The organism is Sulfolobus tengchongensis (genome assembly GCF_036967215.1).
In the GTDB taxonomy this organism is placed as follows: domain Archaea; phylum Thermoproteota; class Thermoprotei_A; order Sulfolobales; family Sulfolobaceae; genus Saccharolobus; species Saccharolobus tengchongensis_A.
In genome coordinates, this window is sequence record NZ_CP146016.1 from 2,707,409 (window position 1) to 2,720,262 (window position 12,854).

The window sequence follows — 12,854 nt, forward strand, 5'->3', positions numbered from 1 at the left end:
TCACTATTATTAAGTATAATAATCTCGTTAGTTTCTGGCTCTATTACCCTGCTCCTTATCTTTTTCATAACTAACACTGGTGTTTAAGGGTAATGGGGGGTCGGGCTTTCATAGGGTTTTATGACAAAACGAACGACAAGCCTCGCCCTTCAGGGCGGGGTAAAGTTTTTAAAATCTTCTGAATACTTTAGAGTGTGGAATATAAATCAACTAGGCATGTAAAATACCTCTGCAACTACCACTTCGTATGGATACCGAAATACCGCAGGAAATTGTTAGCGAGTGAAGTAGCTGAATATACTAAAGAGGTACTAAAGTCTATTGCTGAGGAGCTTGATTGCGAGGTAATAGCCCTAGAAGTAATGCCAGACCACATCCACCTCTTCGTCAACTGCCCACCGAGATATGCGCCATCATACCTAGCAAACTACTTCAAAGGAAAATCAGCAAGACTAATACTCAAAAAATTCCCAGAGTTGAGGAAGTACACTAACGGGAAGTTGTGGACTAGGAGCTACTTCGTATCAACTGCTGGTAACATATCAAACGAGACAATAAAGAGGTACATAGAAGAGCAATGGGCGAAAGAGGGTGAAGAGGGCTAACGTGGTTAAACTAGTCCTAGACAAGAAAACACACGAAAGGTTAAAGGAGTTAGCAATAGCCACCGCGAAGTGCTGGAACGAAGTTAACTGGCTAAGGATGCAACAGTTCAGGGAAGGGAAGAGGGTGGACTTCAATGAGACTGAGAAGGCTGTGTATGCTAAGTACAGATCTATACTCAAAGTTAACGCACAACAGGTAGCGAAGAAGAACGCCGAGGCTTGGAGGAGCTTCTTCACACTAATAAAGATGAAAAAGGAAGGCAAACTACCGAGCTGGTTCAAACCAAGACCTCCAAGGTACTGGAAGGAAGATGGTAAGTATAAGCTCGTCCTCGTTATTAGGAACGATAGGTACGTGATAAACGAAGAAAGAAGGGAAATCTACCTAAAGGACTTCCACCTCACCCTCAAGTTCAAGGGCAAGCTTAAGTGGAAGGGAAAACAAGGTAGGTTAGAAATAATATACGATGAGGCTAGGAAATCGTGGTATGCTCATATACCCGTAGAGTTTGAACATGAAGCAGAGAAGGGTAATTTAACAGCTTCTATAGACTTAGGGATAGTTAACCTAGCTACCGTCTACGTCGAAGACGGATCATGGTATTTATTCAAAGGTGGCTTAGTCCTATCCCAGTACGAGTATTATAGCAAGAAGATACAAATCATACAAAAGACCCTAGCAAGGCATAAGCAGAGGAGGAGTAGGAAGCTAAAACTCTTATTTGAGAAGAGGAAAAGGTTCCTCAAACACGCTTTGAACAGTATGGTGAGGAAGACAATGGAGCTGTTGAAGGAGAAAGGAGTAGGTAGACTTGTAGTAGGGCATCCGAAAGACATAGCAAGGCGTCGCGGGAACAAACTAACGGTTAACTTCTGGAATTACGGCTATGTTATCAAGAGGTTTAAAGAGGTTGGGGAAGAAGTTGGTATAGATGTGGTTGAGGTTGATGAGGCGTATACTTCAAAAACTTGTTCCCTGTGCGGGGAAGCCCATGAAAATGGGCGTATTAAACGTGGTCTCTTTAAGTGTCCCCGCACGGGGAAGGTAATAAATGCGGACTTAAATGGTGCAATGAATATTCTACATATCCCCGAGTCCCGAGGAGCTAGGGGGAGAGGGCAACCCCTAGCGAGGGATAGGGGTAATGGGCTGAAGGCCCAGCCCGTGGTCTACCGCTGGACGAATGGAGCGGGGTGGGTGCAAAAAGCACCCACTAGCTATGAAGTGATGAAAATGAAGGCGGTAAACCACAAACCTATGAACCGCCCTAGGGGAACCCTCGCCCTTTAGGGCGGGAAAGGAGGTCAGTGTAGAGCCTAAGGGTAGTGTTGCTGTTGATATTAACATGAATGAGATTGTTGTTGGTAAGGATGATACTCATTATGTTAGGATACCCACTAGGTTATATGATGTTTATCATTGGAAGTTATTAGCTGAAGCTCTGATGAGGAAGTACCCAAGGAGGTGGAAGGAGAACGAAAGGATACTGAACAGAACAAGGCACTTTCATGCAAAAGCTAGGAGGATAATGGAGGATTTCGCAAGAAAGGTAGGGAAGTGGGTAGTTGATATAGCTAGGGTGTTAGACGCGAACGTTATTAAATTAGAGAACCTGAAGAACCTCATTAAACATGTTGACAAACTATCATCTGAGTTCAGGGACAAATTATATTTGATGCAGTATCGTAGGGTTCAGTACTGGATTGAATGGCAAGCAAAGAAACACGGTATGATCGTCGAGTACATCAATCCAAAGTATTCCTCCGTTTTATGTCCTAAATGTGGTGCTAAGATGAGAGAAGTCGGGTACAGGTGGTTTAGGTGCCCGTCTTGCGGTTATGAGAATGACCGTGATGTTATTGCGATTATGAACCTAAATGGGAGGGGGTCTCTGGCCCTCTCGACTGCTCCTCAAATGAGGGATGTAGTCCCGAACCGATGAGGGGAACCCTCGCCCTTTAGGGCGGGGAGGAAGTCAGCAGAAAATTATTTCTATCTATACACAACAAAAGGAGTATATCAGTGGCAACAATTAATGGGATATTGGATTTATTATAAAGTTGGTAATAATTACATTCCTTATATTACACAAAAAGGTTCTAGGGTAGAAGCTATATGTTTCCTAATCCCTAAGACCGCAGTGCCAGAATATCTTATCTATAACTACTCTGGTATATACTTTAATCTCACAATACCTCCCTACACTAGCTATGAATCAATAGTACGATATGCAAACGTCAGTACAACAGACCCTAATGTTACTGTCTCACTAACATTTCCATATATCAATGAAATTGGAATTAATGGACAATCATTCACGTTAAGTATACCGCTACAGAACATGAATCAGAACACAACAGTAATAGTAGATAATGTGAGTGTGTATCCTATAGTATTCAAGTATAATGTGTCAAAAGGTCTTATAATTAAACCAAGTGAGACTGCCTATCTCAACATTACCGTATTCTATCCAGACGAAAGCTACTACGGGAATATTACCATCGTTATAGACGTAACAAACTATTCTTAGTTTACTCCCCAGTAAACCAAGAAATTTTTTTAGATTTCCTTCACTTTTCTTCTAATTTTCTTATAATCAAATCTTTATAATGTCTGTTGATGATCGCATAAAAGGAGGGGTTCTCGATCTCAATTACGAGTCTAGCTCTTGCTTTTCCCTTAACGAGTTTTAGTAGACGTATTAACTCTTCCGTTTCTCCTTCAAATTCAACTACATATTTTTTCATTATTAGACAAAATCCTGTCATCATAAGCCCTTATCAGGTTTTCCTAAGTAGTTTTGGTATTACATTACGACCGTATTCGTTAATTTTTTCAATTACGTTACATAAAGTAAGATAAATTAAATTATTTTACTTTAAATCATCTGATGATTAGACAACACGCTATTCTGCTTACAGACAAGATGAGATACGAACACGAGATAATGATGAGAGTCAAAGCATTCTACCTTCAGGAACTACAGATAGAGTTGAAGAACTGGCAATTAGAAAGAGCAGTCTATCTGCTGAAGAAGTTAAAAATCAATGTAAACTTTGTGTCACTTGCCTCTATTGTTTATCTTTTGTATAAGTATGAGTTTGGAATAAGACATCTTGATTTCATCCTAGCAATGGACGAAGCAAGATCTAGGTGGAGGAAAATATTCAAGATGGTAAAAAGAAAATATAACTCGTTAAGGGGGAGTATATAAGCTTACTACTTTTATTGGTTGAGATGTACCGCTTGATAAAAACTTCAAGAATCTGGCTCTCCCTACTATCTCTATCAACTATAACAATAAGCCTAGTAGCAGGGGCACAAAGCGCACCAAATTTAAATATCCAACCAACACAATTCCAAGGCGCACAGTATTTCACGACACTCCTAGGGTACGCAATGTATGCTGCCTGGATATTAGTAGCAGGGGCAATAATCTTTGCTGTGTTTGAAGTTGCACGAGGTGCTGGAATAAGTGACGGCTTCAAAAAAATGCTCATGGGCGCTATTATAGGCGCTTTCATATTGACTTTCGGATGGGCCATATTGAGCGGAGCGCTCTAAACTCTCCAATTTTCCCACTATTTAAAGTTACACTTCTTTTTTGTTGATGAGTACCCCAAACATACCAAATCTCTCAAGCTCTAATCTTGCTTCTACAGTAATCCATTATTTAGTAGTATTCTATGACTATCTAGTCAACGGCATAGCACACTTCCTACAAGTAACAATTTTTACACAAGATCCTACTATTGCTACTGAATATGCGTCTCTAATTGCATGGCTAATTCCTTTAACAGCGATATATTTGATTCTATCATTTATGACGGCTTTGAAGAAAATCATAGGATATTTTCTATTAGCAGGTTGGGGTTTTCTTCTGATTATGCTGATCTTAGCGAAGGTGGGGTGAAATGTTTGAGAAAAGAAACGATAGAAAGAATAGTAGAGATAGGGATAGGGGTGATTCTAGTCTCTGCAGGGATCCTATCGTTGATTATGATGCATGCATTGTAGAGCAAATCCGATTCGGAATAAAGGAAAAAATTGCTCTATTCCTCTTGAAGATACTGATTAAGCTCCATCTGGTGAGATGAATGTTTAATAAGTTTTACAAATTCTATGAGATATTCCCAAAGATCGATGTAAAGTACAATACTGACCAACTATTAAGAATCCTAGGCAATAATTTTGCTTTACTATATTATAGGGACGAAAATATATTACACCTCTATCTGCGGACTAATGCTACTGTTGAGAACATTAGAAACCTCTTTGGTGTTAAAGACGCAGAATTACCGCAATTTAATTATTACGCCAGAGCTTTCTTAAAGCATGAAAAACACTTCTATGAGGACTTAGAATTTCAAGACTTAAATAACCTATTAGCCCAACTCCAGCCTGGACAGGGAATTTTTATTATCTTTAAGCTTGAACCATCGCTTCATGAATTGCATTTTGTACGAATTAATAAGCTTCAGAAACTAGCCCAGTATAGTGAGAAGCATAAGATAATAATAAACAACATGAGGGAGAAGATTAAAGATTCCTTGTACCTTATTGACCTTTATTTACTCGATAACGACAGAAGGAGATTAAAGAGCCTCACTGCTTTACTCTCTTCTTATTCTATGTATCCACTATTTTTCGAAATCCCGCTGTTCAAAACAGATGTGACGAAACTCTACACTAAAGACATTTCACTATCATACCTTTATGCTATATTAAACGAAAAGAAATGGTTACATCTTAAAAGATCTTCATTAGATCACCTTCTTATTATACCTAATGCTGCAACAATACCAGTCCTTTCATCCAGAGGAACGCAATTACCAACAATTATCCCAGATAGACCTTCTGGGTTTAAAATTGGTGTTAACCCCGAAACCGGCAAAGAAGTAAGATTAGAATTGGAAGATCTGGTGAGGCATTCTTATATCATAGGTGGAACAGGGGCTGGAAAGACATCTGCCATAGCGACAATAGTAACTAGGTTCATGAAGGCATATCCAGAGAGTGTGACTGTTATTGTGGATCCTAACGGAGATTTCGCCGAACAGCTAGCCAGTAGTATGGCTGACTACGAAAAGCTTATCTACGTAGACCCAGCTCAAGCTACGGTATCTGTTAACCCGTTAAGTCTGCCAGATGAAATACCCCAAGATCAAGCTTTATTATTGGCTGAATCTAACGTAAAGGAGATCTTTGAGCAATTATTTTCATTAAAGGCAGGAGCAGTATATGTCGAATATATCGTCATAAACGCATTAAAGATCTTGTACATGAAAACAAGGAGTCCCACATTCCGCGATTTATACAACGTGATTATGAAGCTGAGGAGTGGAGAAATAGATCTACCCGTTAAGGATCCTCAGTGGGAAGAAAAGTTAGCCCAATTCCAAGAGTTAGAAGAAACTAGTTATATTTCAGCACTATCGAGACTTGAGGAATACGCTACTAATCCTCTATTAGTTAAATTATTCTCTAATGATTCTATCAAAAACGTCCTTGAGCCAGGAAATCTCGTGGTCATTAACGCATCTAATGCCCAAATAGGAAGCAAAGCTTCCTTCCTCATGATCGCGGGATGGATTTACAAATTATGGTACTCAGCGTTAGTGAGAGCAGCATTAAGGCAGAAAAGAATTCCAGTTTTGACTGTAATTGACGAGTTTGAAGTTATCAGTGATTTATCAATACTCGAAATTATCCTAAGCCAGGCTAGAAAGTTTGGAATGCATTTAATACTAGCCCATCAGCATACAGATCAAGTCAAAGACCTTTTGAAATCGATCTTTTCCAATACTGCAATAAAGGTTTTAATGAGGACTGCAGGAAATGATGCTAAGAACTTATCCCAAGTAGATCCAGGGTATGCTAGCCAGATTGAAAGCGTTTTGCCAACGCTATCTCCAGGTGAGGCTGTAATGTTTGTTATGCCGAGAAAATCAACCGATGTTGCTTCTCCCTTCCGCATAAAGTTCGACTACACAGAACTGAAGTTTGACCAGGATAAGTTAGACAAAGTAATAGCTAGGATGAAAGAGAAGTACAAAACAACAATTGAAAACAGAGACGTTACTAGCCTAGTTAATCCTCTATTTAGGTACATCGAAAAGCCTAACGTCCTTGAGCAAGTAGTGTTACACAATATATATGAAGGGTTTGCCGATGGGGAAAAACATTCAATTTATCTTGTAGATTTACTGAAAAGAATAGGGATAGATAGGGATAAAATAGAAAATGTAATAAACAAGCTAGAAGCTGCTGGTTATATTAGCGTAGAGAAAGTGAAGAACAAAAAATTATTACGCTATGGTAAAGGTCTTTTCGGAGATGTAAAAACTGTGGCCCCGTCAAGTGAAGGCAGAAAAATTGCAATGAAAGTTATGCTGAAGTATATGAAGAAAGGCTATTACGTCACTACTGTAAGGCAAAGTAGAGAACTAACAGCAAGACCTGATCTAGTTGCATTACCAATAAATAAATCTACGTATAACGTAGATTATGAGAAAGCGATAGCAATAGAGATAGAAAGCTGTAACGAACTTGAGACTCATCCTGAGCAAGTCATTCATAATTTCAGAAAAGAGAGTGTGAAGGACTTTTCTGAAGTACATTCATGGACACTTGAGACTTGCTTTAACAAATTGCTGGAACTTTATAATCAGCTTTCTGACGAAGAGAAAAAGAAAGTAAAGATATTTGCATTAAAGATTAGAGAAAAAGAAGAGAAGAAAGAATTAGGAAAATCTAATGTCAAAAATAAACAAAGCATAGAAGTAAATACGATTGACTCCCCGGTAAACCAAAATAATGAAAAACAAGTAACGGCACTTTCACAAGACATGAAAAATGCAAAGGAGATAACAGAAACTGGAACAACTGAGGAAGAACAGATAGAAACAACTACGGTTTACTCCCCGGTAAACAATACTGATAAAGAGAACCAAATCACAGCTCCTAGCCATGAAGAGAAGACAATCAGCATAAAAGATGTAACAATACAAGTTGTCACACAAAACTCAGAATACTATATTGTGAAGCTAAACAACAATGCGTATAAAGTAAGAAAGAGTGAGATTGACGACCTTGAAGCAATTAAAGATCTAGTAAGTGAGATTGAGGTAAAAGAAAATGAAATATGGTATAAGATAGGAGACCTGGACTATTACACTATTTCTTTGGAACCTTTATGAACTTCTCTTTTAGCATTTCCTCTTGCTCGGGCAAAAAGAAATAGACATGTTTTTTATCGCCAAGCATTTTCGCCTTCTTAATTATCCCTTGTTTAGCCATATCCCATATTATAAATTGCAAGTAGCTAATATCTTGAGTTTTCACATAGTACTCTTTAACCTTAGGATCCCTAGCTATCAATTTTAGAATTAGCTCTTTTTCATGAATCAGTGGTTCTTCTCTGATTATCTCAATTATCCTTTGTTCAACAATAGTTCTTAACGACTTTGCTTTCTCTGGCATTATAAAAACATAGTAATCTTCATTATTCTTTACCTTCTTTTCCCTCTTCACTACCTTATTTTTCTTAACTTGATTATTGTTTGTTATATTCTGATTTTGATTAACCACATTTTCATTATTCTGGTTACTCTCACTCATTTTTACCCACCACTACAATATCATATCTTTATAAACCCCAGTATGCTATTCTCTCGCTAAGAAAAGACAAACAAAATTAAGATAATTTAAAACAACCAAATTTATCTAGTTAGAGTTTTACGATATATTGTTATTGTTTAAGAATAGTTTTAGGATAGTTTGTTATTGTTTAACGATAGTTTGATTGTGGCACGGGCTTCATCTATACATACACACTCATCAATTTCTTGCTTCGCATTTAGCACAAATTCAACATACATCTTTTGCTCCGCCTTCAGCTCCGCAAACCAGCAATTATAACTCTACTTTCTGATTCTACTCTTTTACTCTAACTCTTTTTCCTACTTTGCTTTTGCTTCTCTACTTCTTTTTTCTAACTAACTTTAACTACTCATTATTTGCTTTACTCTACTTCTTTTCTACTCTGCCTAACTCTCTACTCTAACTTTTGCTCTGCAAATCTTACTATACTTTACTATTACTATGCTACTTGCTATGCTTTAATCTACTACTATGCTTTGCAACTAACTAAGATGCTTTTTACTAACACACTATGCTGCTATACTCTATTACTACTAGCTATGCTTTGCAAAACTATGCTTACTAACTAAACATCAAAACAGATCCACAAATCTAAACTAATATCTGACTGCTAATAACTATGCTTCAGTCAGAAGCTACTAACTACTAAAATCAGCTTAATAGACTTTAAGCTCTTAAGCTGCTTATCTCTTTAACACTATAAGGGCTACCGCCCTTAACCCCAATTCCAGCATAAGCCTAAGCATGCCACTGCCAAAAGCCTAAAGCATCGAGCCAGCATGCTAGCTTTGCCTAAGTATGCATAAGCCTAGCATTGCCTAATGCCTCTTTTGCAGCTTCTGCTTTATAATGCTAGCCTAAGATACTGCTTTGCTCCATAAAGCCAGCATCACTAATTGCTTCAGCCGAACTTGGGGGCGCGATGAAAAGGAAAAGTATTTGCGACTCATATCGCTTCTGAAAATAAGTTCTTACTCTCCAGTAAAAGAAGATTTAAAAAATTTTTCTAGAATAAACAACGATATAGGCGATGATGAAAGAGGTAAGCAGATAATGAAGAAAAGACGACAAGCTGAGCCATGATGAACTTGTTACGCGCTGAGCCCCCCGTTATTTCTTATATCTCATCTTTGTGTAATAAGCTTAACTCATTTTCATGCTTAGCTTTCTCAAAAAAAGAGGCATAACGGTTAATGAAAAATAAAAATGTGGGGGGCGACAGAAGTGACTAATAAATTCTCCAAAAAATCGGATAAAAAGGCTAACGCTAATGAAAATGGTAATAATTTAGGTTGGTTTACTCCCCAGTAAACCATGCTATATACCTATTATATAATAGGTAAGTAATGAATAACACAGCAACCTGGATCCAGGGTTTTAACTTCTTTGTGTTTTTTCTAAGTTTTCAGTTTACTTCCCAGTCAAATAAGAAAAATTCAGTAACTATTATGTACTACTACTAAGCTGAGTAATAGCAAAAAGTAGAGTGAATTGCAGCTGTTTCAGCTGCATAGGATCCTCCTTTTCCTTTCCCTCTCTTCTCGTTCTCTTTATAAAAAATTTGTAAAAAATGTAAAAAATTGTATTAGCTTATAATTAGCTAAAAATTAGCCTACGTAAAAAATCGTATAAAAATTGATTGAGCTTCCGAGCTTTTTAGGTGAGTAGTAGTTATACCAGTTGTTGAATTTTTACTTGGTTTACTGGGGACCAAACTGAAAAAGTATGAGAAGCAGAAATTTTTAGCATTTTAGTCAAAGAAATGTGCCTTTTATTTCATTTTGTTTCTCTCGGTTTACTCCCCAGTAAACTGAAAAAACGCAAAAATATAACATGCTTAGAATATTTAATACAAGAAAGAGAAAAATGGTCGATAGAAATAGATCATAAAATTGCCTTGCTTAATCGTACTTTCCTAGCAACAGTTACAGAAGGATACATATAAAGAATTCCTGCCTTAGCTAACTTTACGAGGGATTCACTTATCTCTTCATAGGAATAGCCCAAAACTTTGCTTAAGATCTCTGCTATATTCCCATCTGGGCCCCCTTCTAAATATTGCTTCTTCATTTTACGCACATAGTCTACCAAGTATCTGATTATATTTTTCTCTACATCGTCTAATTCCCTTCCGAAAAACCTTTCCATTAACTTTTCTGCCTTTCTTATGACTCTGTTAACATCAGAATAGTTCTTAACAGCCTTATCTATAATTTTCCTCACATCACTCCTTAACATATAGATGTTAATCCTCCCTTGCTTTGTTACCGTTATAAAAGAGTTCAAATACCGTTTAAGCCTAGGGTAGATCTCCCTACTTGGCACATCAATAAGCTCGGCAAGATCTTTTGCATACGCAGGCCCTTGTAATAATGCTTCAAATAGCTCAGCAATACGTAATGATCTAAAAGAGAAAGATGAAGAAAAAGTACTAGCTAAGGGCATTAGAGATCACTCAAGAACGAATTATTTCATTTACACGCACGCTCAATTGTAGTAAGTTGCTTGCAACAATTTTTCCTTTTTCTGTTAGTTCCAAGAATGTTTTAATACTTCTCCCGTCCTTTTTTCTCTCTATAGTTATATAGCCCTTTACGGCTAGTATTTCCCTCCAACGCATTACCGTACTTGAAGACATTCCTGTTTTCTTAACTAGCTCCGATTCATGCATTTTCCCGTTAATATACAAAGTAATTAATATCTGCCCGCCTGGGTTTAGGATCGCAGTGAGTTCCTCGATGTTAACTGCCATACTCTTTTCAATAATTAAATAGAGTATTGAGTTATAAAAATCTTTTCACTTTTCAGTTAATGTATAGTAAATTTAAGAAGTGAGTAATACCATATTAGACAAATTTCTTATCTCATCAACGACTTTCTTACCTTTTTCCGTTAGTCTAATTATCTTCTTTTTGCTTCCCACAATAGTTTTTGTTTCAATAACCTCAATCAAACCTTTACTTTCTAGCCATGTTACCCATTTTTGTACAGTACTACTGCTCATCTTTGATACAAGAACTAACTGTGATTGTACAATATTATCATTTTCCGCTATGATAAGTAAGAGTTTCATAGGGGTACTCAAAAACTCTTCTATATCACTCTCACTCATATAATCCCCACTCTCTACTTTTTCCACCATACGTATAATAGTTAGTGTAACATCATAAAAATTTATATTTTCGCCCCACTCTCTCCCCTACTGTACTTTACACATTACACATTTTGATAAGAGTAAATTTTATATACTCTTTTTACTTATTGAAAAGTGTAGAGTGATTCAAAAATGGCACTTCAAGTGGTTCAAATGGGGGATAATTCCCCCGTAAGCGAAGAAGATTTGATTTTTTTAATTAATATGTTGGATCAGTCTGATAGGGAAGAATTCGCTGAAGAGTTTGTAGAAGACTTGGAAACAATGTTGTCGAAGTCTGGCTTATACAAGATCTTGAGTGGGAGGATTCATCTAAGCAATACAAAAATATTGCAAATCGTAGAAAGCAACGATAGAGCGAGGAAGTGGCTAGCAAACAAAATCAGAGAGAAGATGAAAGAGGCAGAGAGGATCCTAGCAAAGATGGAGGCTGAGATGAAATGAAAGTCTTAATTGACTACGAAACGTTAAGCAGATACGCCTATAGTAATTGTTGGTGCGACAAAGATGCTGGCGAATACATAGTTTCTGAATGCACTAGAGACGGAGAGTTTGAGATAGACATCAAAGATATAGAATTAGACAGAACAGATCTTGAGGAGTTAGTGGAGATCTACAAAGATGAGATCCTAGAGATCTTAGGGAAGGAAGAAAGGAAGAAGGAGAAGAAGCAGGTGCTTCAGCAAAGCAAAACTTTAGACAACTGGATGGGGTGAGGAAAATGGCAATCAAACTACAAGAATATGAATTGCAATTTACTGATATTCAAGAATTATGGATGAAAGCTAAGTATTTAGCAGCTAAGATGATATCAAAATATTTCAATTTCGAAATTATTCCTGAAGAGGAAATCCTTATACAAAGCATACTAATACAACAAGGATATGCAATGGTTACTGCTACATACTCAAAGATACCGTTAAGTTTCAGACTTGTAATATTCCAAAAGAAAGTTAAATTAGAAATTACGTCAAACGATCTCATCTTCGAGGAAGATTTAGATGGAGGAAATGAAGATGAGAGTAGTAACATTTAAAGTTGAAGAGGACTTACTACAACAATTAGATCTTTATGCACTTAACAATAGAATAAGCAGAAGTGAAGCGATACGGTACGCTATAGAGATGCTACTGAGAGAAAAACGCGTTCAACAGATCAAAGTAGAAACATTCAGTGTAAGGTGAGAGAATTAAACGTACGATTTATGAACTAATTAATGCATTACTGGGGAGTAAACGATGAAGAACAAAAATAGCAGAGAAGAAGAATACGATTATGACTGCATTAACAAGATTTTGAAAGAATTAGGGATCCCATCATACGAAGGTGATATTGTATTCTTCCTCGTAGCGGAAAAATGCAAAAAGGTGAGCAATCACGACCAGAAGGAATAACAAAAAGATTATGAAACAACTGAGAGAGCTGCAGCAAA

General features: G+C 37.1%; 18 protein-coding genes and 1 pseudogene. 14 read left to right on the plus strand and 5 right to left on the minus strand.

The window, feature by feature from the left end; translation table 11 throughout:
• The first annotated feature begins 194 nt into the window (after positions 1 to 194).
• The 4 genes and pseudogenes from tnpA (at position 195) to V6M85_RS13710 (ending at position 3,136) form a co-directional block, all read left to right on the plus strand.
• Entirely contained in the window at positions 195 to 605 is a 411-nt protein-coding gene (tnpA, locus tag V6M85_RS13695; protein WP_338601252.1) for an IS200/IS605 family transposase, read from the plus strand.
• Positions 592 to 1,896 carry a transposase gene (locus tag V6M85_RS13700; protein WP_338601276.1) on the plus strand — a complete coding sequence of 435 codons (1,305 nt, stop codon included), beginning with the start codon at positions 592 to 594 and terminating at the stop codon, positions 1,894 to 1,896. The genes tnpA and V6M85_RS13700 overlap by 14 nt, the downstream gene beginning before the upstream one ends.
• Before the next feature lie 10 nt (positions 1,897 to 1,906).
• A pseudogene (locus tag V6M85_RS13705) lies at positions 1,907 to 2,548 on the plus strand (IS200/IS605 family accessory protein TnpB-related protein); the annotation flags it as partial.
• Positions 2,549 to 2,641: 93 nt separating this feature from the next.
• The gene (locus V6M85_RS13710; protein ID WP_338601279.1) at positions 2,642 to 3,136 is read left to right on the plus strand and encodes a hypothetical protein; all 495 of its coding nucleotides are present in this window, start codon (positions 2,642 to 2,644) and stop codon (positions 3,134 to 3,136) included.
• A gap of 40 nt (positions 3,137 to 3,176) precedes the next feature.
• On the opposite strand, the gene V6M85_RS13715 is transcribed toward V6M85_RS13710, so the two are convergent.
• The gene (locus V6M85_RS13715; protein ID WP_338601280.1) at positions 3,177 to 3,377 is read right to left on the minus strand and encodes a hypothetical protein; all 201 of its coding nucleotides are present in this window, start codon (positions 3,375 to 3,377) and stop codon (positions 3,177 to 3,179) included.
• 119 nt (positions 3,378 to 3,496) lie between these two features.
• Here V6M85_RS13715 and V6M85_RS13720 point away from each other — a divergent pair, with 119 nt between their 5' ends.
• The 4 genes from V6M85_RS13720 (at position 3,497) to V6M85_RS13735 (ending at position 7,805) form a co-directional block, all read left to right on the plus strand.
• A complete protein-coding gene (locus V6M85_RS13720) occupies positions 3,497 to 3,820 on the plus strand; it encodes a hypothetical protein (protein WP_338601282.1) in 324 nt (107 codons plus the stop codon).
• A 23-nt stretch (positions 3,821 to 3,843) separates the two neighbouring features.
• Positions 3,844 to 4,170 (plus strand): hypothetical protein, encoded by a 327-nt coding sequence (locus tag V6M85_RS13725; protein WP_338601285.1) that lies wholly within the window; start codon positions 3,844 to 3,846, stop codon positions 4,168 to 4,170.
• 46 nt (positions 4,171 to 4,216) lie between these two features.
• Complete coding sequence (locus V6M85_RS13730) at positions 4,217 to 4,519, plus strand: hypothetical protein (RefSeq protein ID WP_338601288.1); 303 nt, start codon at positions 4,217 to 4,219, stop codon at positions 4,517 to 4,519.
• 184 nt (positions 4,520 to 4,703) lie between these two features.
• Positions 4,704 to 7,805, plus strand: a complete 3,102-nt coding sequence (locus tag V6M85_RS13735) for an ATP-binding protein (RefSeq protein ID WP_338601290.1) — start codon at positions 4,704 to 4,706, stop codon at positions 7,803 to 7,805.
• Here V6M85_RS13735 and V6M85_RS13740 read toward each other — a convergent pair.
• Entirely contained in the window at positions 7,783 to 8,226 is a 444-nt protein-coding gene (locus V6M85_RS13740; protein ID WP_338601293.1) for a hypothetical protein, read from the minus strand. The two genes, V6M85_RS13735 and V6M85_RS13740, sit on opposite strands and share 23 nt — an antisense overlap.
• A 981-nt stretch (positions 8,227 to 9,207) precedes the next feature.
• Between V6M85_RS13740 and V6M85_RS13745 the strand changes: the two genes are divergently transcribed.
• Positions 9,208 to 9,351: a hypothetical protein gene (locus tag V6M85_RS13745; protein WP_338601296.1), complete on the plus strand. Its 144-nt coding sequence runs from the start codon at positions 9,208 to 9,210 to the stop codon at positions 9,349 to 9,351.
• An 801-nt stretch (positions 9,352 to 10,152) separates the two neighbouring features.
• On the opposite strand, the gene V6M85_RS13750 is transcribed toward V6M85_RS13745, so the two are convergent.
• From V6M85_RS13750 to V6M85_RS13760, 3 genes are all read right to left on the minus strand, one after another.
• Positions 10,153 to 10,713, minus strand: a complete 561-nt coding sequence (locus V6M85_RS13750) for a hypothetical protein (RefSeq protein ID WP_338601298.1) — start codon at positions 10,711 to 10,713, stop codon at positions 10,153 to 10,155.
• A gap of 10 nt (positions 10,714 to 10,723) precedes the next feature.
• Entirely contained in the window at positions 10,724 to 11,020 is a 297-nt protein-coding gene (locus tag V6M85_RS13755; protein WP_338601301.1) for a hypothetical protein, read from the minus strand.
• A 72-nt stretch (positions 11,021 to 11,092) separates the two neighbouring features.
• A complete protein-coding gene (locus V6M85_RS13760; RefSeq protein WP_338601304.1) occupies positions 11,093 to 11,410 on the minus strand; it encodes a winged helix-turn-helix domain-containing protein in 318 nt (105 codons plus the stop codon).
• Between the two features lie 144 nt (positions 11,411 to 11,554).
• Between V6M85_RS13760 and V6M85_RS13765 the strand changes: the two genes are divergently transcribed.
• Genes V6M85_RS13765 through V6M85_RS13785 form a run of 5 tightly spaced genes read left to right on the plus strand, consistent with a single transcriptional unit; the run spans position 11,555 to position 12,816 of the window.
• Complete coding sequence (locus V6M85_RS13765; protein ID WP_338601306.1) at positions 11,555 to 11,866, plus strand: hypothetical protein; 312 nt, start codon at positions 11,555 to 11,557, stop codon at positions 11,864 to 11,866.
• Positions 11,863 to 12,138 carry a hypothetical protein gene (locus V6M85_RS13770; RefSeq protein WP_338601309.1) on the plus strand — a complete coding sequence of 92 codons (276 nt, stop codon included), beginning with the start codon at positions 11,863 to 11,865 and terminating at the stop codon, positions 12,136 to 12,138. The genes V6M85_RS13765 and V6M85_RS13770 overlap by 4 nt, the downstream gene beginning before the upstream one ends.
• Before the next feature lie 5 nt (positions 12,139 to 12,143).
• Complete coding sequence (locus V6M85_RS13775) at positions 12,144 to 12,458, plus strand: hypothetical protein (protein ID WP_338601311.1); 315 nt, start codon at positions 12,144 to 12,146, stop codon at positions 12,456 to 12,458.
• Complete coding sequence (locus V6M85_RS13780; protein ID WP_338601314.1) at positions 12,439 to 12,606, plus strand: ribbon-helix-helix protein, CopG family; 168 nt, start codon at positions 12,439 to 12,441, stop codon at positions 12,604 to 12,606. The genes V6M85_RS13775 and V6M85_RS13780 overlap by 20 nt, the downstream gene beginning before the upstream one ends.
• A gap of 54 nt (positions 12,607 to 12,660) precedes the next feature.
• Complete coding sequence (locus tag V6M85_RS13785; protein WP_338601316.1) at positions 12,661 to 12,816, plus strand: hypothetical protein; 156 nt, start codon at positions 12,661 to 12,663, stop codon at positions 12,814 to 12,816.
• Positions 12,817 to 12,854 lie beyond the last annotated feature (38 nt).